The sequence below is a fragment of the Janthinobacterium sp. P210005 genome, assembly GCF_036231865.1.
GTDB lineage: Bacteria > Pseudomonadota > Gammaproteobacteria > Burkholderiales > Burkholderiaceae_D > Janthinobacterium > Janthinobacterium kumbetense.
The window spans coordinates 168936-194531 of record NZ_JAZARC010000007.1 but is presented as its reverse complement, the minus strand read 5'-3'; the positions used below and the strand labels follow the sequence as shown (position 1 = coordinate 194531).

The window sequence follows — 25596 nt, the reverse complement described above, 5'->3', positions numbered from 1 at the left end:
TCGTCTTTTTTATTTGGCTTTACTTTCCCGAGCGTCCATAGCAGTTGCCATTCGGTTGGATAATCCTGACGCTGCAGCGGATTTAACCATTGCACACCGACCACTTGAGCAACGAATGGCTTCTCTGCTTCGATTGCTTTTAGCATGTCGTCATTAGTAGTAGTTCCCGAATGCACAGCGCAGGAAGATAGTCCTATTGTGGCCATGAGCGCGACCATGGAGGTAAATCTGAATTTTTTAGCCATTATTAATCCCTCTAATTTTAATTACTGGCATCTTCGCGTGAATCTATAATTTTTTCCGGCATTGCTCCTCCTGTGGATTCTTTTATCCACTCCGAGGCAGTCTGCCGTTTTAATCTCCCTTTTTTTAGATACTCCTTAAATACGAGCATATCCTTGCTTCCCTCAAAATCATTAAGAAACCGCCAATCCGCCATCGTCCTCAATTCCCGCAGCTCCGTTTCCAACAAATGACAACAGCCCACGGCCACGTCATACGCCAGCGCCTTTCTGGAGTGCTCGCTGTTGGTCAGGATGGTGGAGTGATCGGCGGCATAGGTGCCGACGTTGCCAGCCAGGCCCGCCTGGATTTTCCGGTGGCGCCAAGCGGTGTATTCGGCGCTTGCCGTTTCGGGATGGTCTTCTTCGGTGACATGTTTGTCTTTCTGGACCTTGCCTTCGCGCTTGGCCATCATGCGCAGGGAGGCGTGGTATTCGTATTGCAGGGCTGCTTCGCTGCCTTCATCGCCGCGCGCCGCGTCCGTGCGCTGTTTTTCGCCATGCAGGCCGCCGCGCGGTATCGGCAACTCGCGCTCGCCATGGAAAGGGTCGCCCTGCGGATGGGCGGCATCCTTGTTGCGTTCCCAGCCGTGAGGATGCAGGCCCATGTCAAAGCTGGGGCAGATCGCGCCAAACAACTTCGCCTGCGGGAAGAACTTCTCCGGCAAGTCGGGCGCTTCCAGCGGGATTTTCCAGTACTTGTCGGGCGAGGCATTGATACGCTTGCGCATCAAGGTGGTGGCCACGATGGCGATGGGCGCAAACGCCACGGTGAGTATCTGGAACAGCCAGTTTTCTTGCGCCTCCAGCCCCTTTTCCACGCTATACGTGGAAATCATGGACGGCGGATTCCAGAAATGGTCGCTGCCGAAATCAATGGCAGGACGATGATCGCCCCAGTAGTCGTACGCGCCCTTTACGCCGACGGGAAAACCCTCGGCAAACACGCGCTGGGTAAATATTCCCTCGCCACCTGCCCTGGCGATTTCGCCAGGGTCGACCTTGCCCTGGCGGTCTCTCCTGGGCAGGCCGTCCTTGTTCAGCACCGGGCCGGCCAAGCCGCGCCAGCCGATGCCTTGCACCGTCAAGGACGAAATCACCTGGTCGTGCGGATTGCAATACAGGGTCACGCGGCCCACGGTCGCGCCCCGCACGCCATAGGCATCGATATCCTGCTGCGCCTTGAACGGATGGTGCGCACTGCTCATGGCCTGGTCGATCTTCCCGGCCGGCCATTGTGCGGCGCGCCGCTCGCCGATGAGGGCGAAAAAGGCCGCCAGCGTGTCGATGCGCGCCGCGGCCGTCTGGCGGCCCGTGCTGCCGTCCGCCGCCTTCAGGTTGGACGACGTCCAGTTCTCCGCCATGTTGTCTTCCACCACGCTGTAGGGTGGATTACACAGGACATAATTATCGGCAATGCAAGGCCATAGCCTGCCTTGGGAGTCCGCCACCTTGGGCAGGCGCTCGCCGAGGAAGGCCGCCGCCATGCTGACCATATTGCCCTGGCTGTGGCACACGATGGTGATCGGCACATCGGCCTGCTTTTGCCGGATGGCCTCGATCAACCGCGCCAGGCGGTAGGCGGCCAGCACGAAATACGGCCGTGGCGGGCAAGCGTACACTTGCCGGTCATTGGTGGGATTCATGTGCTGGATCTGCATCCACAGGAATAGCTGGTCCGACAGGCCCTCGCCCCACAAGTCCGGCAGCGAAGTGCAGCCATTGGCAAAGGGCCCACCGCCCCAGTAATTCTGTTCATTCAAGAAGATGCCGTCGCCATACGTCTGCAACTCGATATCATTGGCTGCGTAACCCCAGCGAAAACGGATCACGGGCGAATAGCCGTCGCCCTCCATGAAGGTTCTGGGTTTCATCAGGGGATTGATGAAACCGTCGCGCGTCAGCTGCTTCAGATAGCGGGCCGGCGTCATGGCGATGCCTTCCTGGGCGCCCCGCCCGGCATCGTGTACGCGCCGGTGCAGGCGGACATTCAATCCCGCGCACAAACCGGCTTCCGCCTCGTCATACCACTCGCCATCAGAGTTGACGCCATGCACGAAAATCATGATCCCCGGCAAGGGCAAGCGCGTGGTAATCGGCAAGGTGTCATGGTCGAAGCGCAGCAGGCCGTCCTTTTCGCCTATCTGCAGGTATTTGCTTTCATCGAAGGGCAAAGAACCGGCCTTGGGCTTATGTACACTCATGCTTGACTCCCGTGAATGGTGGACAATGCACGATCCATGCTCAGTCGCGCGGCCTGAAAATACGCACCTTGAGTTTTTCCAGGCTGTCGCCCACGATGGCCGCGCCCTTGCCTTCGCCATCGGCATCGACCACGTGCTGCGAGCCATCCTCGCGCTCGACGACGATCTTGACGCCGCTGACGGGACTGCCGTCGAGGCCGGAAAGCACCTGGGGCATGCGGCCCAGGTCACCCTCATCAAAGCTCGGCAGTTCAGCCTTGCTGCTGGCCGGCCCATTCCAGTGATGGCCGTCAGTCTTGATGGTCAGCGCACCGGGGCCGCCCAGTTCCACGCTGCCGCCCGCCAGTTTCAGATAGGCGCCCCCGGCCGTCATGAACGTGATTTCATCCTGCGCCATGCCGATCAGGCGGGTATTCGCCGTCAATTGCAGGGCCTTGGCGGCGTTGAGCTGCATGTCGTCAAACTGGCTCTGCATGAGAAATTTGCCATGGTGCGCGATTTGGGCGATGCCGCCCTTGTGGGCAAACACGGAAACGCCATCGCCGGCTTGTACGCTGCAGCGCTGGCCGGCGATCACGTGCACATGCTGCTGCGCCACCGTGTCGACATTCACGCCGGCATAGCTGACGATGGTCTTGGGACTGCTCAGCGCCAGCCCCGCAGGCGCCGTCAGGCTGGCCGCAGGCGCCTCGGCACCAGCCACCGCTTCTTTCAAGGCGGCGGCGGGCGCCACGTCGACCGGCAGCGCCTGGTGCGCGCCAGCATACTCGCCCAGCGATTTGAACAAGTTCAAGCACTCCTGCATCAGGGTCACATGTTCCTCGGCCGATAGCTGGCCGCCTGCGGCGTCGAGCCGGCGCCAGGCCGACAGCAGCAATGCCTTGCCGCTGCGCACGGCGCCGCCATGATCGCTGCGCAACTCGAATCCGTCGCCGCGCTGGCGGCCCGCGCCGCCCGCGCGCGGCTCGACGAGAAATCCCAGGTTGAGCTCGGTGGCGGCGTGATCGCTGGCCAGCTGGGCGCTGATTTGCCGGGGCGTATCGTCGAAACGCAGCTGATTGCCACCCTGGCCGCGCACTTCGCGGCTGCGCATGCCCGCCAGGTAGCGGTTGCCCGGCAGCGCGCCCCGCTTGCTGAGGGCCGGTGGTGGCGCCACCGTATTGAACAATTGCCCCAAGACAATCGGCCGGTCGGGATCGCCCGCCAGAAATCCGATCAGCACTTCCGAGCCGACGCGCGGCAATGCCAGCGTGCCGCACTGGTGCGCGCTGCCCTGTCCATCGCCAGCCCAGTTGCTGACGACACGCAGCCAGGCCGTGTCGCGCTCCGTATCCGAAGCACCGGAACCTTGCGCGTGCGCATGGTCGGCAGCACGGGTAGCGGGGAAACGCACCTTGATGCGCCCTTGCTCGTCGCAATGCACTTCTTCGCCGCCGGGTCCGACGACGATGGCGCTTTGCAATTGCGGCTGGGGCACATCGCGCTGCGGATCGAAGGCGGGCACCAGGGCCACGCTGGAACGCACGCAGCGAAAGCGCATGCGATAGCGCGGCGTTCCTGGCCCCGTCTCGCCCGCTCCCCAGGCCGCTCCTTGCCCCTGCCAGCCATTCGAGGCGAACAGGCGCGCGATGCGCGCATCCAGCGCTTGCGGCAGATTGTTGCTGGCATGCACCTCCAATGCCGTCACCAGGAAACGCCGGTCCTCCGGCCGGTGCTGGTCGATTTCCGGATGTCCCGCCAGACTGAACTGCTGCCCCGCGCACAGCGTGCGCACCACGCCTTCGCCATGAAAGCACTTGGTTTCCACGTCATGGCGTGCCATCGCCAGCAAGCCCAGCCGTCGAAAATCCTCGGCGTCATTGCCCAGGTGCGGCGTCGCCACCAGATAATCGTCGAGGCTGGCGGCAAAACTATTGCCGCTGCTTCCCTGATCCGCCATCCCGCCAGCGTCCACCTGCATGAACTGGCGGTTACGCGGCGCCGCATAGTCCCAGCTGTGAAAGCCGGCACTGCCGGCTTGCAAGGTGCGCACGGCGCCCCAGGCCGTGATGGTATCGCTCTCCTCCGTGGCGTCCGCGCGGTGGTAGCGGATCACCGGCGCCGCATTCTCGGGCAGGCGGCTGGCATCATCGAACAGCAACAGGACGTGCGAGGGCACGGCGTCGGATGCCCCGCTCAGTGCGGCGCCAGGCTGGATGACCCAGGAAATGCCGCGCCGCCGCAACAGGCGCCGGATGAATGCGGCATCGGATTCATTGTGCTGCATGGTCAATTCACGGGCCGGGAATCGACGGTCGGCCAAGGCCTGATCGATTTTGCAGGCAAACGTGGCGCCGATGATGGTGCTGCCCAGCCGCCATTCGGCAATCAGCAATTCGACGATCTCCAGCTCCGTCTTGCCACGGAAAACACGCGTATTGCGGCGTTTCTCCATCAACGTCAGCGTATCGTGCAGCACCAGCTGGTAGGTGGCGAGGCCTCCATCGCTCAGTCCCGCGGATGCCTGCCCGACGATGCCGCACACGCTGCGCAACTGCCCTGCGTCGGTCACGATCTGCAACTCCGCCGGCACGCCGATGAACTGCTTGAGCGGCAGATGCGCATCGAGCGAAACGCAACGTATGTCGTACTCCAGGCTGCCGCAAATGGCTTCACGGCCATGCACCTGCTGCGGCAACAGCACATCATCGTTCACGCCGTCCGCATACGCCAGCCGCAGGCGCAATGGCCGGTTGCTGGAGTTCAACTCCTGCGCCTCCAGCATGAATTGCATGAATTCTTCCGCGCTATCCATTCCACCTCCCTGCATGCCGACACGCATCGTCCCAAGCTCATCAGTATTCATCTATTTACCGGCGGCCAATTGCGGCGCGTCAAGCGGAACCGGGAAATCGGACGTCATAGTGCATGGCGTCGCAGTCGCTGCCTGCCGCTCCCGCCAGCAAACGCGCAGCTTGCCCGAGGCAGGCAGCACCCTGCCGAGCCGCCAGGGTGCTGCCGTGCACATCGGCAGCGCGCAGGATCAGACGGATGTCGTATTGCACGCAAGGCAGGCCAAACAGGCTCAACATGCTTTTCAAGGCCAGTGCGCCCGAATTTCCAGGAAGAAAATCGTCGAACCGTGCCCGCGTCAGAGGGCCCAGGCACAGGCGCACGCGCAAATCCCTGCGCCGGCAACGGGCACCCAGCATGGTCCCCTGCCCCAGGCTCGCATTGCTGCGATTGAGCAGCGAATGCTCATCGCTTGGGCGCACGTGCCAGGTGCTGACGAACGATTCGATGCGCAAGGGCACGTTAAAATAATCGGCCAGCACGTCCGCCATCCATGCGGCGCTGACGGGCCGCTGCCGCAGCGCCGCCGCGTAGTAAGCGAGCGCTTCCGGTGGCAATGCGCCTGTGCTTGCCAGGCGCGACGGCCAGGCGCCAGCCAGCGCCAGCTGCAATGACAGGAAGCCGGGGCGGCCGCTGGCGTCGACCTGGCACTCGATCCGGCTGCCGGCCCAGGCCTGATACAACAGCACGGGAGCGCGTTGCGACAGGGCGTCGAGAAAAGCACGCGCGCCGGCATTCCCCGTTGCCCGCTCCTGGCGCACCAGCCGCTCCGTATAGTGCAGGGGCAAAGTGCCGTTCACACCCAGCAAACCCATGAAACTGGGCCGCAGGTGCAGGCGGCCATGCTCGCTGTCATGCCATACTGCCTCTATCTCGCAGGCAGGAAAGACCAGGGCAACGCTATGATGGAAACGCAATCCATCGTGCAAGGCCGACTCCGCGCACGCTCCCTGCCGGCATAGCCAGCGTTCGAGCAGGCGTACGGTCTGGAAGAAACCGAAACGGTACGGCGCCTGTGACAGCAGCGCGACTACGCCAGCGTTTGCTGGCCATTGCGGGGCAGGCATCGCAGCAACTCCTTCCCGCTTTTGTGCGAAATCACGAACAAACGGCAATAGCTGTTCACATGCACATACATGCCCAGCACATGGTCGATCACTTGCGCAAAGACATGCAGGCCACTGCCGATATAGGCTTCTTCCTCCACTGTCAGCAAGACGTCAATGCCAAACACCAGTACGCCGCCACTGGCGTCGGGCATCCAGGTGCTGCTGGCGCGGTGCGTCAATGCCTTGATGCCCTGAATTTGCCGTTGCGACATCAGGGAAGCCGGCAAATCATGCAGCGTCAGCATTTCCTGAAACAACGCCACGCCATCGTCCAGCAAGGATTGATGATTCAATGACAGCAATGCCAGCAACCGGGCTTGCGCAGGCAAGTCGGCTTTAAAGCGGTACGCCGGACTCGGTTGACGCAACAGGCGCACCGGCAGCGCGCCAGCCGCCCCCTCGTGCCGCAGATCGCCGCCGGGCGAACCGAATGGCAATGCGCCCGGCAAATCGCGATTGCTGCACGTCAGGTCGACCGATACCGTCGCCATGCCCCCATGCGTATCGTCCTCGTCGCTGTCGACAAACGCCAGGCTGCTTTCGTAACCGGGATGGGCGAGCGCCCGCGCCTCATCGCGCCGCAGCACCCAGCAAGGGCTCTTCGCCCCGGCAGGCTGCCCATGGTGCATGGCATAAAACGGCTGGCATTGCGTGACCGTGCCGGCATTGGCCCCCTGCCGCACCAGGCGCACGGCGTCGACACTATGGATGTCATACGCATGCGCATATTTATGTTCGGCGAGCAAGGGATACTCGCTGTGCGTTTGCGTCAGCCTGATCGGTGCTGCCGCCTGCTGGAACAAGTTAATGACCGGCGTGCAGCCAAGCAGCAGATTGCTTGCCGATACAGAGCGCAGCAAACGTGCGCCAGCGCTGCCGGCAGCGATGTCCCGCAAGCCCAGGTGCAAGGTCCAGCGCTCGCATCCGGGCGGCAAGCGTGGCGTAATCAAGCCAAGGTCGATATCAAAAAACTGGAATTTCTCAGGGAAGGCAAAGTATTCGGTCAGCAGGCAATAGGCTCGATGCGAGCCCGGCTTGCGCGGCAGCAGCGCTTCATCCGGCAAGAAACCGACGGCACGCAGCGGCACTTGCGGCAGTGGCAACTGTACGCCTCCCGCCTCGACCCACGCGTGCGCGGCATGCAGAAACAGGGCATCGCGCAACGTGGCGGCGAGCGATGGCGTGCCGTCGATGAAGACGCGCACGGCAGGCAGCGTGCATTGCTCCAGCGTGCCGGTGGCCGACGTGGAGACGATCTCGATGGCGATCGCGGTCGCGATGTCGGCGGGCAAATGCATCGCCGCAGTCACATCAATGATGGGAATGAAACGCGCACCGGCAAGGCTGAGCGGTGCCAGCACCACATCATAGGCGGTGCGAAACTTGCAGACGACACCCTGATATTGGGCTGCATGCATCAAGGTTCCGCGCGGCAACGTATCGATGCCGTCACGCGCCTGGCCCGCCGCCCCACTGGCGTCCACATGGGCAATCGAACACGCTGGAAACGGCCTCAGGTAGTGTGGAAAATTCACTTCCAGCATGGACTCGGTGAAGACACGGCGTGCGTCATCGATCTTCTTGGCCGTGCGGGCATTGCACAGGGCATATGCCTCGATCAGGCGTTCAATGTGAGGGTCCTGGCAATTGCTGCCCACGATGCCCAGTGCGGCAGCGACACCAGGATAGCGCGCGGCAAATTCCTGCTGATGCGTACGCAGCATGCCCAGTTCGAGTTCATAGTATTTCAGCAAAGATTCCATGCCGGCGGCTCCAAGGCAGGACGGGCGACACACATCGCCAGACGGAAACTGCATTATTCAATAATGATAAAAAAATAAATTGCGCAAGAACAATAAGTCGACCTGCGGCGTGGCGGCAGCATCGTTCCCTGCTGAAATATGCTTGACAGCCCCGCCCAATTTCCCGTACATTAAGTGCATGTCCTCCTTCAAACATTCCTCCCCTTCCCTGCTGTCGCTATCGCGACTACTACTAGCACGCGCATAAGTTTGCCGCATTGCTTCGCCTGGCCACACGCCGGCGTGTTTCAAAAACCCTGGAAGGTTTGATGATGTTTGCACCATCCCCATTCGTACACGTAATCCCCACTGCGACCGCCCCCGCTGGCATCGTCGCTGCACTGCTATCGCTACCGATCGCTTGCCTGGCCTAGTGTTGCGTGGCCGCCCGGCAAGCTTGCGCCACAACCATTGATTTCCCCCTATCTTCAGGAGTACCCGATCATGATGTTGCAAAACCCAGCTTCCAAATACCGCGCCTTTCCTCCCGTCAAATTGACCGACCGTCAATGGCCGAACCAGATCATCAGCAAACCGCCTATCTGGATGAGCACCGACTTGCGCGACGGCAACCAGTCGCTGATCGAGCCGATGAGCGCGGAAAAGAAGCTGCGGTTCTTCGACATGCTGATCGCCATCGGCCTGAAGGAAATCGAAGTGGGTTTCCCATCGGCATCGCAGACGGATTTCGATTTCGTCCGCAAGCTCGTCGATGAAGGCCGCATCCCGGACGACGTCACCATCATCGTGCTGACCCAGTCGCGCGAAGAGCTGATCCGCCGCACGGTGGAATCCGTCGTCGGCGCCAAGCGCGCCATCGTCCACCTGTACAACTCCGTGGCGCCCGTGTTCCGCAAAGTCGTGTTCGGCATGTCGCGCGAAGAAATCACGAATATCGCCACCACCGGCACCACGCTCGTGAAACAATTGGTGGCGCAGCATCCGGAAACGGAATGGGGTTTTGAATACACGCCGGAATCGTTTTCCACCACGGAACTCGATTTCTCCAAGCATATCTGCGACGCCGTCAGCGCCATCTGGAAGCCGACGCCGGCCAACAAGATGATCATCAACCTGCCCTCGACCGTGGAATGCAGCACGCCCAACGTGTATGCGGACCAGATCGAATGGATGTCGCGCAAGCTGGCGCGCCGCGATTCCATCATCATCAGCGTGCACCCGCATAACGACCGCGGCACGGCCGTCGCATCGGCCGAGCTGGCCGTGATGGCGGGCGCCGACCGCGTGGAAGGCTGTTTGTTCGGCAATGGCGAGCGCACCGGCAACGTCGACCTGGTCACCCTGGCGATGAATCTGTACACGCAAGGCGTGCATCCGGGCCTGGATTTCTCCGACATCGATACCGTGCGCAAGTGCGTGGAAGAGTGCAACCAGTTGCCCGTCCACCCGCGCCACCCGTATGCGGGCGACCTGGTCTTCACGGCCTTCTCCGGTTCGCACCAGGATGCGATCAAGAAAGGTTTCGCCAAGCAAGAAGCCGGCGCCATCTGGGAAGTGCCGTACTTGCCGATCGATCCGGCCGACCTGGGCCGCAGCTATGACGCCGTGATCCGCGTCAACAGCCAGTCCGGCAAGGGCGGCATGGCGTACTTGCTGGAACAGGAATACGGCCTGGTCTTGCCGCGCCGCCTGCAGATCGAATTCTCGCGCGCCGTGCAAGCCGTGGCCGACTCCACGGGCCGCGAAATCGCCGCGCAGGATATCCACGACATCTTCCAGCGCGAATACCTGGAGCAGACGGCGCCGTACGCCTACGCTTCGCACCGCATGGTGGAAGACACGAGCAGCGACGAATCCGTGCAGATCGACATCAGCCTGTCGCACCGCCAGACGCCGCTGGCCCTGCAAGGCGGCGGCAACGGCCCCATCGATGCCTTCGTCAATGCGCTCGGTCTCGACATCAAGCTGATGGATTACCATGAGCACTCGATCGGCTCCGGCGCCAATGCGCAAGCGGCTTGCTACGTGGAATTGCGCCTCGACAACGGCCCGACCCTGTTCGGCGCCGCCATCGACAGCAATATCGTCACCGCCTCGTTCAAGGCCGTACTGTCCGCCGTGAACCGCCGCATCGGGCAAACGGAAGCCGAAAAAACAACAGCGGCCGACGTGGCTGCCAGCGCCGCCTAAGCAATTTCGGCGCGCCCCAGAGGGAGAAAAAGCGGTACGGCTTGATCGCCGTGCCGCTTTTTCATTTCTATAGGGCAATTAGTAGTGCAAATCAGGTATCACCCGCCTATAATTGTTTCATAACAAGACCACCGGAGACAGATCATTAGCTACCGAGGGAATCAGTATGAAATTAACGGATATGAAGATAGGCGTGCGCCTGGGTGCCGGTTTTGGCGTGGTGCTGCTGCTGATGGCAGTGCTGGTGGGCACGGGCCTGCTGCGCCTGGATAAGATCGGTGCGCTCAGCGAAGCCATCATCGAGAAAGACTGGGCCAAGGCCGACGCCATCGCCACCATCCGCAGTACCACGCGTTCGAACGCGGCACTGGTGCTGGAACTGTTCATCCATGAAGATCCGGCCCGCGCCAACGCCATCCACGGCGAAATCGACGCCAACAAGGCCACCATCACCGATGCGCTGGTCGTGCTCGACCGCCTGATCGTGCTGCCTGAAGGCAAGGAACTGTTGGCCACCCTGAAGCAGCAGCGCAAGGCCTATGTCGTGTCGTTCAGCCAGGCCGACAAGCTGCTGGTGGCCGGACAGCGGGCGGAAGCGGCCGTGCACGTGCGCGACGACACCCTGCCCGCCCTGAACCAGTTGCAAAAGACGGTCAACCACCTGAATGAAATCCAGCGCGGCGTGGTCGTGCATGGCGGCCAGCAAATCAAGCAGAACATTTCCGCCGCCAATGTGCTGATGGCCAGCCTGGGCACGGCCGCCCTGCTGCTGGGCGTGCTCTTTGCCTGGTGGGTCACGCGCTCGATCACCACGCCGATTGCGTATGCCTTGCGCGTGGCGCAAGCCGTGGCCGGAGGCGACCTGAGCAGTAAAATCGTGGCCGACGGCAAGGATGAAGCGGGCCAGCTGCTGCAGGCGCTGCGCGACATGAACACCAACCTGGCCACCCTGGTGGGCCAGGTGCGCGGCGGTACGGGCACGATCGCCGTGGCGTCGAGCCAGATTGCCAGCGGCAATGCCGACCTGTCGGCCCGCACGGAAGCGCAGGCGAGCGCGCTGGAAGAGACGGCCTCCTCGATGATCGAGATGACGGGTACCGTGCGCAGCAACAGCGACAATGCGCGCCAGGCCGACAGCCTGGCCCGCTCGGCATCGGCCATCGCGCAGCGCGGCGGCTCGGCCATGGCGGAAGTGATCGGCACCATGGACGCCATCAATGCCTCGTCGCGCAAGATCGTCGACATCATCGCCGTCATCGACGGCATCGCCTTCCAGACGAATATCCTGGCCCTGAACGCGGCCGTCGAGGCGGCACGGGCCGGCGAACAGGGACGGGGCTTCGCCGTCGTGGCTTCCGAAGTGCGCAACCTGGCGCAGCGCTCGGCAGCGGCCGCCAAGGAAATCAAGGAACTCATTGCCGACTCCGTCAGCCGGGTCGACCAGGGCGCGCAGCTGGTCAGCCAGGCGGGCGCGACGATGGATGAAGTGGTGGCCAGCGTGGGCCGGGTCAGCGCCATCGTCGGTGAAATCAGCGTCGCCAACCACGAGCAAAGCGAAGGCATCGAGCAAATCAATGCCGCCATCATGCAGATGGATCAGACGACGCAGCAAAACGCGGCCCTGGTCGAGGAAGCGGCCGCGGCGGCGGCGGCCATGCATGAACAGGCGGGCGACCTGGAAACCCTCGTCAGCCAGTTCAAGCTGGAACAGAGCGCTGGAGGCCAGGCGCCAGGCCGCCCTGCCCCGTCCGTTCCGCGCCTGCACTAAGCCGCTTATTCCACCTGGCGCGCCAGGCGGATGCCGGAAAATTGCCAGCGCGCACCGGCCGGGAAGAAATTGCGGTAGCTGGCGCGCGCATGGCCGGCCGGCGTGGCGCACGACGAACCGCGCAACACATACTGGTTCAGCATGAACTTGCCGTTGTATTCGCCGAGCGCCCCGGGCGCCGTGCGGTAGCCCGGATACGGCGCGTAGCTGCTGCTGGTCCACTGCCAGCAGTGGCCGAACATTTGCCGCAAGCCTGCGCCCGGCGCACCGGCGGCCGGGTGCAGCTGGCCCGTTTCCACGGCGACGCCTTGCGCCGCCACTTCCCACTCCGCTTCCGTCGGCAGGCGCGCGCCAGCCCAGTGCGCATAGGCGTCCGCCTCGAACAGCGATACATGCGTGACCGGCGCCTGGAGATCGAGCGGCCGCAAGCCGAACAAGGTGAATTCCTGCCAGCGGCCGGCGTCATCGCGCTGCCAGTACAGCGGACACGCCAGTTGCTGGCTGCGCACCCAGTCCCAGCCTTCAGCCAGCCACAGGTGCGCCGTGCGGTAGCCGCCCGCCTCGATGAAGGCGAGATAGTCGCCATTCGTCACCAGCGCGCTGGCCAGTTCAAAGGGCGCCACGTATTGCGGATGGCGCGGCAATTCATTGTCGAAGCAAAAGCCGTCGCCCGCATGCCCGATCTGCGCCAGGCCGCCGTCGAAGGAGAGCCAGGCCGTGGGCTGCGCGTGTTCTTGCGCTGGCGCAAGCCCGCTGTCCCCGCGCTCCAGGTAGGCGGGAAACAGGGCGCTCTGCGCCAGCAGGTGCTTGACATCCGTCAACAGCAACTCCTGGTGCTGCTGCTCGTGCTCGAGCCCCAGCGCCAGCAGCATGGTCAGCCGTTCGCGCTCGTCGCGCGCCAGTTCGCCCGCCAGCAGGCGCGCGATGCGCGCATCGACATTGGCCCGGTAGGCGCGCACGACCTCCATGCCGGGGCGTGTCAGCAAGCCCCGCTGGGCGCGCGGGTGCTTCTCGCCCACGCCGTTGTAATACGAATTGAACAGCACGCGGAAGGCCGGGTGGAAAGGCGCGAACGCCGCTTCCATGCTTTCCAGGATAAACGTTTCGAAAAACCAGGTGGTATGCGCGAGGTGCCACTTCACGGGACTGGCATCCGGCATCGATTGCGCGCCGCAATCCTCGTCGGACAGGGGTTCGGCCAGCCGCAGAGAATGCTGGCGCACTTGATGGTAATGATCGATCAGCATCGTCGCCTTTTAGTCGCGAATCACGCGTGCGTAAATGACGGCAAACCACTGCTGCGGGTCCGTCCAGACTTGCACGGTGGAAAATCCTGCCTGCTCCAGCAAGCCGACGAAAGTGGCGCGCGTGTATTTGTAGCTGTCTTCCGTATGGATGCGCTCGCCTTTCGCGAAGCGCCGCTGGCCACCTTTCCAATGGACAACTTGTTCGCTGCGCGCTTCCAGGTGCATTTCGACGCGGCGCTCGTCGGCATTGAAAAAGCCGTGGTGCTGCCACGCGCGCACGTCGAAATCGGCGCCGATCAGCCCGTTCACGTGGCGCAGCATGTTCAGGTTGAAGGCGGCCGTGACGCCCAGCGCATCGTCATAGGCGGCGTCGAGGATGGCGTCGTCCTTGATCAGGTCGACACCGATCAGCAGGCCGCCATCGCCATCCGCATTCGCGCGCAGGCGGCGCAGGAAGGCGGTCGCTTGCTCTGGGGCAAAATTGCCGATCGACGAGCCGGGATAGAAGAACAGGCGCCGCGCCTCGCGCACGCTGTCGGGCAAGTCCAGGCGGCTGGAAAAATCCAGGCCCAGGCCCGTCATCTCGATGTGCGGAAAGCGCTGCTGCAGCCGGCTCAGCGATTCGCTGAGGAAATCGTAGGAAATATCCACGGCCACGTACTGGGCCGGGTGCAGCAGGGGGAACAGGCTGGCGGCCTTGGCGCAATTACCCGCGCCCAGGTCGATCAGGGTGCTGCCCGGCCCCACGGCATGCGCGATCTCGGCGCCGTGGCGGGCGAAGATGGCCGCTTCCGTGCGCGTCGGATAGTACTCGGGCAAGGCGCAGATGGCTTCGAACAGTTTCGAACCGAGCGCGTCGTACAGGTACTTGGGCGAGGTCCAGGCCTGGCGCGCCAGCAGACCGCTGCTGATCTCGGCTATCGTGGCAGGAGTGGCGCTGGCCGCGGCGGCGTGGCTGGCGGGGCGGAAATCGGACTGCTGTTGCGCAAGTGGCATGGTCATGGGCTGGCGTCGTCAATGTTAGGTTCACTAGTTTCACGAAAGGCTTGCACGGTCGGCCACCGGGCGCGCCGCCCCTGCCGTGTTGCTTGGCGGGCGCCTTGCCGATGACTTTTTTCCATCATAACGGAATCCGCGCAAGCCAGCCGTGCGGCAGGTAACTTAGGGTCCATATCGGCGGCGTGCACGCAAAAGTGGTATTGCCAAGCAAAAAGCATAAGCCTGTCGTATACTACACATTGCCGGCCAAACAATCCGCGCCCCTTTGCAGTTCCCAGGCCCCCCTCTCCCCCGCGTGCCTCCCTTTACGATAGCCGTTAACACCATGCTCGAATTGCGCCATCTGTCGAAGTCCTATGCCAATGCCCGTCCCGTGCTGGCCAACATTTCCTGCCGTTTCAAGGCAGGGGAATTCATCGCCATCATGGGCGACTCGGGCGTGGGCAAGTCGACCTTGCTGAACCTGATCGCCGGCCTCGATACGCCCGACGCGGGTGCCGAAGCGCACCCTATCCTGGTGGACGGCATTGCCATGTCCAGCCTCGATGACGCCGCCGCCACCCGGCTGCGTCGCGCCCGCATGGGCTTTATTTTCCAGGCTTTCCACGTCTTGCCGCACCTGACCCTGCTGCAAAACGTGGCCCTGCCGCTGCTGCTCAACGGACTGCCCCAGGAGCGTGCCGCCAGCATGCTCGAGGCGGTCGGCCTGGGCGGACGCGGCGGCGACTTTCCGCAGCAATTGTCCGGCGGTGAAATGCAGCGCGTGGCCATTGCCCGCGCGCTCGTGCACAAGCCGGCGCTGGTACTGGCCGACGAGCCTACCGGCAACCTCGACCCGGACACGGCGCACAGCATCCTGCAATTGCTGCGCGCCGAAATCAAGGCCAACGGCAGTTGCGCGATCATGGTCACGCATTCGCTGGCCGCCGCCGAAATGGCGGACAGAACCATGATATTGACCAAAAGCGGACTACAAAATACAACAATCGTCAACCAAATTGATCAAACAATCAGTTAATTTAACTGACCATCTGTCACAAGTTTTGTTATCGTAGTATTATTGAAAACACTTGCCTGGTTATCAATGTTTTAACGCGAATGTTGTACTACGTCACCCAGACAGCCGTACTGCGATGACGAACTATAGCCGGGACCACCCAAAGTGGTCTCGTCCCTTGCATAACCTGAAGGAGGAGTAAATGAACGTTCGGCAAAAGAAGCTGGAAATGATTGAAGCGATGAACCGGGCGCGTGCGCTCGAACCATCGAGTTTTGTGCCCAACAAGCTGCTCGACACCCTGATCGAGAAGATGAACCTGAAAAATGATGCGGAACTGTGCCGTGTACTGGAAGTGCAGCCTCCCATCATCAGCAAGATTCGTCACGGCAAACTGTCGGTCGGTGCAACGATTTTATTGCGCATGCATGAAAAATCGGACATCACCATCCGCGAACTGAAGGAACTGTCCGCCACGCCAGTCCATTGATATAACCGCTGTTGTAATGCCATGCCAGGCACCCAGGTTCCCGGCGCCATGAACTTTTGCCATACAATTCGCGTAGTTCGTTCACCGCACCGCATCCGGACACGATAGCGAAGAGACCCAGCCCAAACCATGCTGACCGTTTCTCTGCCTTCCAGCGCCCTCCCAGCTTCTCCCCTGCATTTCCACTCAAACTTGATCTGACACAACACGCATGGTCCGCGCAGGCATCAAGGTCAGCTTTTAACCAGCGATCCCAACCGCATGTCCAGCGATCCCCTTGCGCCGCCCGTGCTGCGCCTGACGCTCACGCGCGATCCCCTCGCCAGCGCCGGCGACTGCCCCGCCGCGCCCGGCTGGCATAGCCAGACCCACGTGCTGTCCGGCGCGCGCGGCATCGGCAGTTGCCGCATCGCCCTCGATATCGGCCCGGACGACGTCGTGCAACTGCTGCTGTGCGACGGCAGTTCGCTGCTCGCCGGCAGCCTGGACCTGCCACGCTACCTGGGGCCGGCCACGCTGGCGCGCGACGGCGCGCCAGCCAGCCTCGAAGTGGGACTGGCCTTGCGCCCGCAGGCGGCGCGCCCGCCGCCGGGCGCCAGCCGCGACGGCCTGGGCGCGTGGATGCTGCGCGCCGTGCGCGTGTACCGCTGCGGCGGCGCCGCCATGACGGCGCTGGCGGCAGCGGGCGCCTTCCAGGACCGCCAGCTGGAACAACGCCTGGGCCTGTACCGCTGCGGCATAGAGGCGGGCAGCATGACGGCCGTCGCCAGCCTGCCCGTCGGGCCGGAACCGCTGCTGCTGTTGTTGCACGGCACGGCTTCGTCGACCCAGCGCAGCTTTGCCGGCCTGTGGCGCAACGGCCTGGCGCCGCAACTGGCGGCGCAGTACGGCAACCGCATCTATGGCTATGAGCACCGCAGCCTCAGCGACAGCCCCATCGAGAACGCGCTGGCCCTCGTGCGCCAGTTGCCGCACGGCGCCGTGCTGCACCTGCTGAGCCATTCGCGCGGCGGCCTGCTGGGCGAATTGCTGGCGCGGGCGCAGCGCATCGACAGCCGCGGCGCCGTCGACCTGGCAGGCGACGGCCTGGAGCGGCTGAGCGAAAACACGGTGGGCGGCGAAGCGTTCAACAGCCACGATATCGACCACTTCACGGCGCAGGCGCGGCTGGGCGGACGCGGCGGCTACGACGGGGATGCGGCGCGCCTGCGCGACTTGAGCATGGAGCTGAAGACGCGCGCCATCCGCATCGCCCGCTTCGTGCGCGTGGCTTGCCCGGCGCGCGGCACCACCTTGATGTCGGGCCGCCTCGACCGCTGGGCCAGCGCGATGTTCAACCTGCTGCTCCACGGCGGCCTGCCCGATAGCGCCATGGCTTTCCTGCTGGCCGTGGTGCAGCAGCGCTGCGACGCGCGCATCCTGCCGGGCCTGGAAGCGATGATGCCCGACTCGCCCCTGGTGGCGCTGCTCAACGCGCCCGACGTGCGCGTGGCCAGCCCGCTGCATGTGCTGGCCGGCGCGTGCAGCGGCGATAGCCTGCTGGGCTGGCTGGGCGACTGCCTCGACGACCAGCTGTATGGCGGGCAGAACGACCTGGTGGTCAATTGCGCCTCGATGGCCGGCGGCGCCACGCGCAGCACGCCCGTGCGGCAACTGCTGCTGCGCGGGCCGCACGCGCACCACCTCAACTATTTCGAGCGCGCGCCGTCCGGCCTGGCCGCCGTGCAGGCGCTCACCGGCGACGAGACCGCCTACCTGCCGCTGCCCGGCATCGAGCACGGCCCGCTGGCGCGCGGCGGCGAAGTGCCGAAGCGGCGCGCGCACGCGCCCATCGTACTGCTGCTGCCCGACATCATGGGCAGCCACCTGCAAGTGGGCAGCAACCGCATCTGGTTCGACCCCGTCAACCTGGTCGAAGGGCGCATCGAACGCCTGGCCGTGGGCCAGCCGCACATCGTCAGCGCCGGCTGGGTCGAATCCTGCTATGAACCGTTTGCCCGCTTTCTCGCGCAAAGCCAGGAAGTGCGGCCCTTTGCCTATGACTGGCGCTTGTCGCTGCAGCACTCCGGCAACGCCTTCCTGCCCGTGCTCGACGAGGCCATGCGCGACGCCGAACAGCGCGGCCAGCCGCTGCGCATCGTTGCCCACGGCATGGGCGGGCTGGTGGCGCGCCTGGCCCTGAAAGACCGCTGGCAGCGCTTCGGCGCCCTGCCCGGCAGCCGCCTGCTGCAGGTGGGCACGGCCAACCGCGGCACGCAGGCGATGGTGCAAGTGCTGCTGGGGCGCGACCGGCTGGTGCAGATGCTGGCGTGCTGGATAGGCTGGAAGCACACGCGGCGCCAGTTTCTCGGCTTCGTGCGCGCCTTTCCCGGCGTGCTGGACATGCTGCCGTGGCCGCAGCCGGGCGGCATCGATTATTTCGACGCCGGCGCGTGGGCGCAGCTGGCCGCCGGCGACGCGCAGGCGGGCCTGCCCGGCGGCTGGCAGGCGCCCGAGACCCAGGCGCTGGCCGCGGCGCGCGCCACCGTGGCCCTGCTGGAAGCGGCACCGCCCGACGCCCGCCATTGCAGCTACCTGGCCGGCTGCGCCGACACGCCGGTGGCGCTGCGCCTGCGCGACGGCGGCATCGAGACAGCCTGGTCGCCGGACGGCGATGGCCGCACGGCCTGGCAAGGCGCGGTGCCGGACGGCGTGGCGGCCTGCTACCTGCCGGTGGCGCATGGCGACCTGCTGCTGCAAAAGGAATACTACCCGGCCATCGCGCAACTGCTCGTCAGCGGCCAGGCCGCAGCCCTGCCGCGGCACCCGCCGCACGCGCCTGGCGGCGCCCCGCCCCGCTTCCATCCGTACGCCCCCGACGCCACGCCGCTGTACCCGCAGCCGCAGGAATTGCTCGACGCCGCCCTCGGCGCCGCCGGCCCCGCCATCGCGCCGGAGAGCCGCGCGCCGCAGCTGAGCCTATCCATCATCCACGGCAGCATGGCCTCGGCCGACGCGCCCGTCATGAGCGGCTGCTACGCCGCCGAATCGCTGCGCGGCAGCATGAGTTTTCTCGACCGCCTGCTGGCGGGCAAGCTGCAGGAAATCCACGCGCTGGGACGCTTTCCGCAGCGCCCCGACTCCGCCCTGGTGGTGCTGCAGCCCGATGCGGCGCGCCGGCCCGGCGGCGCCATCGTCATCGGACTGGGCGCGCTGGGCGAGCTGACGCCGGGCGAACTGGCGCGCGCCTTTGCCGGCGGCCTGCTCGAATACGCGTGCGTCTGCCTGCAGGTGCGCGCCGCCGGCCATGCGGCCGCGCCGCCGATGGGCGAGCACGGCTTGCGCGTGGCCAGCCTGCTGTCCGGTTCCGGCTATGGCGGCTTGAGCATCGCCCTGTGCGCGCGGGCCCTGCTCGACGGTGCGCGCAGCGCCAACCGGCGCCTGGAAGACGCGGGCATGGCTTGCCGCATCGGCCATATCGCCATCTACGAACAGTCCGAGGCGCGCGCCATCGCCGCCGCCATGGCCATCGAGCAGATCATGGCCGAGGCGCGCTACCAGGGCAGCTTCACGTTCGAGCAGCGCATCCGCCACAGCCCCGGCGGCTACCGGCGCATCTTGCCCAGCCTGAGCGGCGACAATGGCTGGCGCCGCGTACAGATCGTCGCCGCCGACCTCTCCGGCGCCCTGCGCTTCACCGTGCTGACGGACCGCGCCCACAACAGCGTCGACGAAGAGCCGAACCAGCGGCAAGCCGTCGATGGCCTGATCATGGACGCCACCGACAACACCACCGACCAGCCGGGCCTGTCGCGCGCGCTGTATGAACTGATGCTGCCCAATGGCCTGAAGGCGGCCATCCCCGAGATGCGCGGCCTGATCCTGGCCGTCGATCAGAGCGCCGCCATCTATCCGTGGGAGCTGATGCGCGACGAGGCGGGCAGCGAGGAAAGCCCGCTGTCGACGCGCATCGGCATGGTGCGCCAGCTGGCCAGCCTGCGCGAGCAGCCATCGGCCGTCAGCCCGCCCAGCAACAGCGTGCTGGTGATCGGCGACACCGATTCCGGCCTGCCCGAGCTGCCCGCCGCGCAGGCCGAGGCGCAGGACGTGGCGCGCATGTTCGGCGCGTACGGCTACCAGGTGCGCGAGCTGCTGCGCCCGCAGGCGCAGCGCGTGCTGGTGCATCTGTTCGACGAGCGCTATTTCGCCATCCACCTGGCCGGCCATGGCGAAGTGGCCGGCCCCGGCATCGCCCATACGGGCCTGGTGCTGGGGCCGAAGACGCGGCTGACGGCGGCGCAGGTGGGCAAATTGAAGCGCGTGCCGCAATTCGTCTTCATCAATTGCTGCCACCTGGGCGACATGCGCCCGGACGCCATCGCGCCGTGGTCGAAACTGGCCGCCAGCCTGGCCACGGCCTTCATTGAAATGGGTTCGCAGGCGGTGATCGCGGCCGGCTGGCGCATCGACGACCAGGCGGCCAGCATCTTCGCGCACAGCTTTTATCACGCCATGCTGAGCGGCGAATATTTCGGCGACGCCGTGCGCCTGGCGCGCGAGGCGGCGTACCTGCAGTTCCCGGCCTCAAACACCTGGGGTGCCTACCAGGCATATGGCGACGACCGCTACCGCTTCCCGAACACGCAGAGCCGGCCCTGGCAAGCGCCCGACTACCACTACCACGGCCACCTGCTGGCCGACCTGGAAACCCTGCACGCGCGCCTGGCGGGCGCCGATGCGGCGCGCCGCGCGGCCATCGAGGAAAAGCTGGGCAGCATCGAGGAAGCCGTGCGCGCCCGCTTCTTCGGCTGCGCCGACATCCGCGAAAACATGGCCGCCACGCGGGCCGGCCTCGGTGGCCTGGAGAACACCCTGCGCGCCATCGAACACTACCGGGCGGCGCACAGCGCGGCCGACGGCAAGGTGGGCTTGCGCGCGCTGGCGCACTGGGCGGAACTGGAAATACGCCAGGGCGCGGCCCTGTGCGGCCTCGATGCGGGCGCCGGCATCGAGGTGCCGGCCGTGCCCGATCTGGCGCAGGGACGGCAGTTGCTACAGGATGGAAAACAGCATATCGACCTGCTGGTGGCGCTGGCGCCCACGGCGCAGCGCCTGGCCCTGCTGGGCCGCTACTGGGCCTTGCAGGCGCGCCTGGCCTGCCGCGCTGGAAGCTCCGGCGCGCCGGCCCTGCGCGCCATGACGGATGCCTGCCTGGCCGCGCTGGAAGAAGCGCGGCGGCGCAGCGGCGTGGCCGATTGCGACCTGATTTTCCAGGTACTGGCGGGCGCCCTGCTGTTGAAAGCCCATGGCGACAGCGGCGCCTGGCGCGCGCTCGATCCGCAGCTGGGCGACCTGCTGCACGACGCCATCGCCTATGCGCGCCAGCGCCACGCGGACGAACACCGCGCCATCGACGCCGGCGCCCCCGTGCGCGCCGCCCTGCTGGCGGCCCTGTGGCAGGCGCCGGACGGCCGGCCTTTCGACGCGTCCGCGCGCGCCGCCGTCCTGGCCCTGTACCACGACGCCGTGCGGCGCCACGGCAGCATCGGCGAACCCGAGGCGATCACGGCGCCGCTGCGCTTCCTGCTCGAACTGCTGCCACCCGACGGCGCGGAGAGCGGCTTGCGCAGCGCCGTGCAGACGCTGGCCAGCCAGTTGCAGTCCTCGCTTCCCGCTCTTAGCCAGGCACCACGCCATAATGGCGCGCATAGCGCTCGTCCAGATTCGCCAGCGGCATCATCATGAACATGTCGGCGCTTTCGAAATCAGGGTCCCACGCCGGTTCGCCGCAAATCCAGGCGCCCGAACGCAGATAGCCCTTGATCAGCGGCGGCACCTGCGGCTTGTGCGCCGCTTCCACCTGGTGGATGGGGAAAGGCAGGTGCGGCGTGACGCGGTATTCGCTTGGAGCCATGTGCTTTTCGGCCAGCGCCTGGTACACGGCGACGGCGTTATGACCGCCATCGGCCAGGCTGATGCTGGCGCAGCCGACCAGGTAGTCGCAACGCTCGCGGCGCATGTACTCGGCCAGGCCGGACCACAGCAGCATGATCACGCTGCCGCCCCGGTATTTCGGGTGAATGCAGGCGCGGCCCGCTTCGACCATGCGTCCTCGCAGGTTCTTCAGGCGGCTCAGGTCGAACTCGTTTTCCGAATACAGGCGGCCGATCTTGGCTGCCTTTGCCGCGCTCAGCACGCGGTAGGTGCCCACCACTTTCAGGGTATCGGCGTCGCGCACGATCAGATGATCGCAGTGCGCGTCGAATTCGTCGCTGTCGAGGCCATCGGCGTTGGCCAGCGATGTCAAGCCCATGGTCTCGATAAACACCTTGTAACGCAAACGCTGGACTTCGCGCAATTCCGCCGCGGTCGTGGCCTGGCTCAGCACCAGTTGGACCGGCCGGGCCTTGGCTTCGTTTGATGCGACTATGTTCTGCATGGTTTCATCCCCTGTGATCAAGACGACTCCAGCGTACTTGTCTAATATGTCAGGAAAATGACAGCCGAATGTCATTTCCATGACGCAAGTCAATGTCATCCGGGGATCGTGCATAATTACCACACTCGCCCAGCCGAAAGAGCCCATGAAAGACCAGGACGCACCGCACATCACGCCCTACACCAGGCCGGCCGCCGGCTGGGACGCCTTGAAACACGTGGCCATCAGCCTGCGCCAGGAGCGCGTCGCGCCCGGCAACCTGAAGGCGCTGCTGGCGCAAAACCAGCCGGACGGCTTCGATTGCCCCGGCTGCGCCTGGCCCGACCGCGACCACGCTTCCACGTTTGCCTTTTGCGAAAACGGCGCCAAGGCGGTCGCCGCCGAAGCGACCAGCCGCCGCGCCGGCCCGGAACTGTTCGCCAGCCATACCGTCACGCAGCTGCTGGCACAGTCGGACTACGCGCTAGAACAGCATGGCCGCCTGACGGAGCCGATGGTGTACGACGCCGCCAGCGACCGCTACGTGCCGATCGCCTGGGATGACGCCTGCGCCCTCGTGGGGCGCCACCTGCGCGCCCTGCCCGACCCGAACCAGGCCGCGTTCTATACGTCGGGCCGCGCCAGCAACGAAGCGGCCTTCCTGTACCAGCTGATGGCGCGCCTGTACGGCACCAACAACTTCCCCGACTGCTCCAACATGTGCCACGAGGCGACCAGCCGCGGCTTGCCGGCCACCGTGGGCATCGGCAAGGGCACGGTGACCCTGGCCGACTTCGAGCTGGCCGACACCATCCTCATCTTCGGCCAGAATCCCGCCACCAACCACCCGCGCATGCTGGGCGAATTGCGCGACTGCGCGCGCCGCGGCGGCAGCATCGTTTCCATCAATCCCCTGCGCGAGCGGGGCTTGCAGCGCTTCATGGACCCGCAAAGCGCGCTGGAAATGGCAACCCTGGGCAGCACGCGCCTGGCCGGCCTGTTCGTCCAGCCGACCCTGGGCGGCGACTTCGCCCTGATCAAGGCCGTCGCCAAGCGCGTCGTCGAGCATGACGACGCAGCGCAGGCGGCGGGCGCGCCCGCCGTCATCGACCACGCCTTCATCGCTGAACACTGCAGCGGCTTCGAGGCGTTTTGCGACGACCTGCGCGCAGAAAGCTGGGAACTGCTGGAGCGGGAATCGGGCGTGGCGCGCGCGCAGATCGAGGCATTGACGGACATCTTCGTCAAGGGCCAGCGCATCATCGTCACCTGGGGCATGGGCTTGACGCAGCACAAGCACAGTGTCGCGGCCATCCGCATGCTGTCGAACCTGATGATGTTGCGCGGGCAGATCGGCAAGCCGGGCGCCGGCCTGTGCCCCGTGCGCGGCCACTCGAACGTGCAAGGCGACCGCACGGTGGGCATCGAGGAAAAGCCGACCAAGGCCTTCCTCGACCGCCTGGGCCAGGTGTATGGATTCGAGCCGCCGCGCGCGCATGGCCACGACGTGGTGGCCACCATCGAAGCCATGCAGCGCGGCGACGTCAAGGTATTCATCGCGCTGGGCGGCAATTTCGCCGCCGCCACGCCGGACACGCCGCTGACCTTTGCCGCCCTGCGCCAGTGCGCGCTGACGGTCCAGGTGGCCACCAAGCTCAATCGCAGCCACCTGGTCATCGGCAAGGAAGCCTTGCTGCTGCCCACCTTGGGACGTACGGAAATCGACTTGCAGGGCGGCGTGGCGCAGGGCGTGACGGTGGAAGACTCGATGAGCATGGTGCATATCTCGTACGGCCGCAATGCGCCCGCTTCGCCGCAGCTGCGCTCGGAAGTGGCCATCGTGGCCGGCATGGCCGAAGCGACGGTGGGGAGCAGTCTGGTGGACTGGCGCGCCTATGCGGCCGACTATGCGCGCATCCGCGACGACATCGAAAAGGTGTTCGACGATTTCCACGACTACAACGCCAGGGTGGCGCAACCGGGCGGCTTTCACCTGACGGTGGCGTCGCGCGAGCGCGTGTGGAAGACGGCCAGCGGCAAGGCCAGCTTCCTCGTCGCTCCGCTGGACCTCGATACGCCGCTGCACCACGCGAAACAGCGCCATGGCGAGCGCCTGATGGTCTTGATGAGCACCCGCTCGCACGACCAGTACAACACCACCATCTACGGCATGGATGACCGCTACCGCGGCGTGTACGGCACGCGCAAGGTGGTCTTCGCCAACGCGGAAGATATCGCCATGCTGGGCTTTGCCGATGGCGAGCTGGTGGACCTGATCGGCGCCTGGGACGATGGCGTGGCGCGCCGCGCCGACGGCTTCCGTCTCGTCGCCTACGACATCCCGCGCGGCTGCCTGGGCGCGTATTATCCGGAAACGAATGCGCTGGTGCCGCTGGCCAGCACGGCGGACGGCGCCGGCACGCCCACGTCGAAGTCCGTGCCAGTTTTGCTGGAGCGCAGCGGAAGCTACAAGGTGATACCGGGCGTGTAATCGACGTACGCATCCTGGCGGCAGAAACCCACCAGCTTCATGCCCGCCTGCGTGGCGATGGAAATGGCCAGCGAGCTGGGGGCGGAAATCGTCGCCAGCAGCGGAATCTGCATGCGCGCCGCCTTGCGCGCCAGCTCGTAGCTGCCGCGGCTGGACAGGAAGACGAAGCCGCGCCGCATATCCGCCCCGCTCAGTGCCAAATGGCCGATCAGTTTATCCAGGCCATTGTGGCGGCCGACATCCTCGAAGACGTGCACGATATCGCCATCGGGCGTGCACCACGCGGCCGCATGCACGCCGCCCGTTTCGCGCATCAGCGCCTGGTGCGCGCGCAAGCCGGCGGAGGCACGCGCCAGGGCGGCCGGCAGGTCGACATGGATCAGGGCCGGCGGCAGCGCCTGCGGCTGCAAGTCCAGCATCTCGATGCTGTCGATGCCGCACACGCCGCAGCCCGTGCGGCCCGTCAACTGGCGCCGCCGGTCCTTCAGGCGCACGAAATCCTCCTGGGCGATGCTCAAAGCCACTTCGGCGGAGTCGGGACGCAGGAACACTTCGCAATCGAAGATGGCGCCGGCGGAAGCGACCACGCCTTCCGTCAGCGCGAAGCCGTAGGCAAACGCTTCCAGGTCGCGCGGGGTGGCCATCATGACGACGTGGGAAATGCCATTGAAGACCAGCGCGACGGGGACTTCCTCGGCGACGTGGTCGATGGCTGGGGTAGAGACGCCCGCCTGGTGGCGGACGATGGCGCGCTCGACGAAGCCGGCGCGTTCGATATCTGTATCTTCTGACATGGCAACCATGGGGGAACTATCACAGGCCCCATGG

The 25596-nt window shown here is 65.1% G+C and carries 14 protein-coding genes; 6 read left to right on the top strand and 8 right to left on the bottom strand.

What is annotated here, in order from left to right:
• Window positions 1-262: 262 nt before the first annotated feature.
• The 4 genes from VPH40_RS24930 to tssF form a co-directional block, all read right to left on the bottom strand.
• On the bottom strand, window positions 263-2485 hold the full coding sequence (locus VPH40_RS24930) for a T6SS effector phospholipase Tle3 domain-containing protein (protein ID WP_328574802.1): 2223 nt from the start codon (window positions 2483-2485) through the stop codon (window positions 263-265).
• A gap of 40 nt (window positions 2486-2525) precedes the next feature.
• Window positions 2526-5279: a type VI secretion system Vgr family protein gene (locus VPH40_RS24925; RefSeq protein WP_328574801.1), complete on the bottom strand. Its 2754-nt coding sequence runs from the start codon at window positions 5277-5279 to the stop codon at window positions 2526-2528.
• A 79-nt stretch (window positions 5280-5358) separates the two neighbouring features.
• On the bottom strand, window positions 5359-6384 hold the full coding sequence (tssG, locus tag VPH40_RS24920; protein WP_328574800.1) for a type VI secretion system baseplate subunit TssG: 1026 nt from the start codon (window positions 6382-6384) through the stop codon (window positions 5359-5361).
• Window positions 6348-8189, bottom strand: coding sequence for a type VI secretion system baseplate subunit TssF (gene tssF / locus VPH40_RS24915; protein ID WP_328574799.1), 1842 nt, complete (start codon window positions 8187-8189; stop codon window positions 6348-6350). The genes tssG and tssF overlap by 37 nt, the downstream gene beginning before the upstream one ends.
• 483 nt (window positions 8190-8672) lie before the next feature.
• On the opposite strand from tssF, the gene leuA reads away from it, so the two are divergent.
• Together leuA and VPH40_RS24905 are read left to right on the top strand one after the other, a co-directional pair.
• Entirely contained in the window at window positions 8673-10379 is a 1707-nt protein-coding gene (leuA, locus tag VPH40_RS24910) for a 2-isopropylmalate synthase (RefSeq protein ID WP_328574798.1), read from the top strand.
• A 166-nt stretch (window positions 10380-10545) separates the two neighbouring features.
• Window positions 10546-12147 carry a methyl-accepting chemotaxis protein gene (locus VPH40_RS24905; protein ID WP_328574797.1) on the top strand — a complete coding sequence of 534 codons (1602 nt, stop codon included), beginning with the start codon at window positions 10546-10548 and terminating at the stop codon, window positions 12145-12147.
• Between the two features lie 5 nt (window positions 12148-12152).
• On the opposite strand, the gene egtB is transcribed toward VPH40_RS24905, so the two are convergent.
• Both egtB and egtD read right to left on the bottom strand, forming a co-directional pair.
• Window positions 12153-13394 carry an ergothioneine biosynthesis protein EgtB gene (egtB, locus tag VPH40_RS24900; RefSeq protein WP_328574796.1) on the bottom strand — a complete coding sequence of 414 codons (1242 nt, stop codon included), beginning with the start codon at window positions 13392-13394 and terminating at the stop codon, window positions 12153-12155.
• Between the two features lie 9 nt (window positions 13395-13403).
• Window positions 13404-14396 carry an L-histidine N(alpha)-methyltransferase gene (gene egtD / locus VPH40_RS24895; RefSeq protein WP_251351217.1) on the bottom strand — a complete coding sequence of 331 codons (993 nt, stop codon included), beginning with the start codon at window positions 14394-14396 and terminating at the stop codon, window positions 13404-13406.
• Window positions 14397-14718: 322 nt separating this feature from the next.
• On the opposite strand from egtD, the gene VPH40_RS24890 reads away from it, so the two are divergent.
• The 3 genes from VPH40_RS24890 to VPH40_RS24880 all read left to right on the top strand — a co-directional run bounded on the left by VPH40_RS24890 (window position 14719) and on the right by VPH40_RS24880 (window position 21604).
• Window positions 14719-15411 carry an ABC transporter ATP-binding protein gene (locus VPH40_RS24890; protein ID WP_034757401.1) on the top strand — a complete coding sequence of 231 codons (693 nt, stop codon included), beginning with the start codon at window positions 14719-14721 and terminating at the stop codon, window positions 15409-15411.
• 181 nt (window positions 15412-15592) lie between these two features.
• Window positions 15593-15880, top strand: coding sequence for a hypothetical protein (locus VPH40_RS24885; RefSeq protein ID WP_034786045.1), 288 nt, complete (start codon window positions 15593-15595; stop codon window positions 15878-15880).
• A 261-nt stretch (window positions 15881-16141) separates the two neighbouring features.
• On the top strand, window positions 16142-21604 hold the full coding sequence (locus tag VPH40_RS24880; protein ID WP_328574795.1) for a CHAT domain-containing protein: 5463 nt from the start codon (window positions 16142-16144) through the stop codon (window positions 21602-21604).
• On the opposite strand, the gene VPH40_RS24875 is transcribed toward VPH40_RS24880, so the two are convergent.
• Complete coding sequence (locus VPH40_RS24875) at window positions 21537-22298, bottom strand: GNAT family N-acetyltransferase (protein ID WP_099664512.1); 762 nt, start codon at window positions 22296-22298, stop codon at window positions 21537-21539. The genes VPH40_RS24880 and VPH40_RS24875 overlap by 68 nt on opposite strands.
• Before the next feature lie 145 nt (window positions 22299-22443).
• Here VPH40_RS24875 and VPH40_RS24870 point away from each other — a divergent pair, with 145 nt between their 5' ends.
• A complete protein-coding gene (locus tag VPH40_RS24870) occupies window positions 22444-24768 on the top strand; it encodes an FdhF/YdeP family oxidoreductase (RefSeq protein ID WP_328574794.1) in 2325 nt (774 codons plus the stop codon).
• Here the strand turns inward: VPH40_RS24870 and fdhD are convergent.
• The gene (gene fdhD, locus VPH40_RS24865) at window positions 24744-25571 is read right to left on the bottom strand and encodes a formate dehydrogenase accessory sulfurtransferase FdhD (RefSeq protein ID WP_328574793.1); all 828 of its coding nucleotides are present in this window, start codon (window positions 25569-25571) and stop codon (window positions 24744-24746) included. The two genes, VPH40_RS24870 and fdhD, sit on opposite strands and share 25 nt — an antisense overlap.
• Window positions 25572-25596 lie beyond the last annotated feature (25 nt).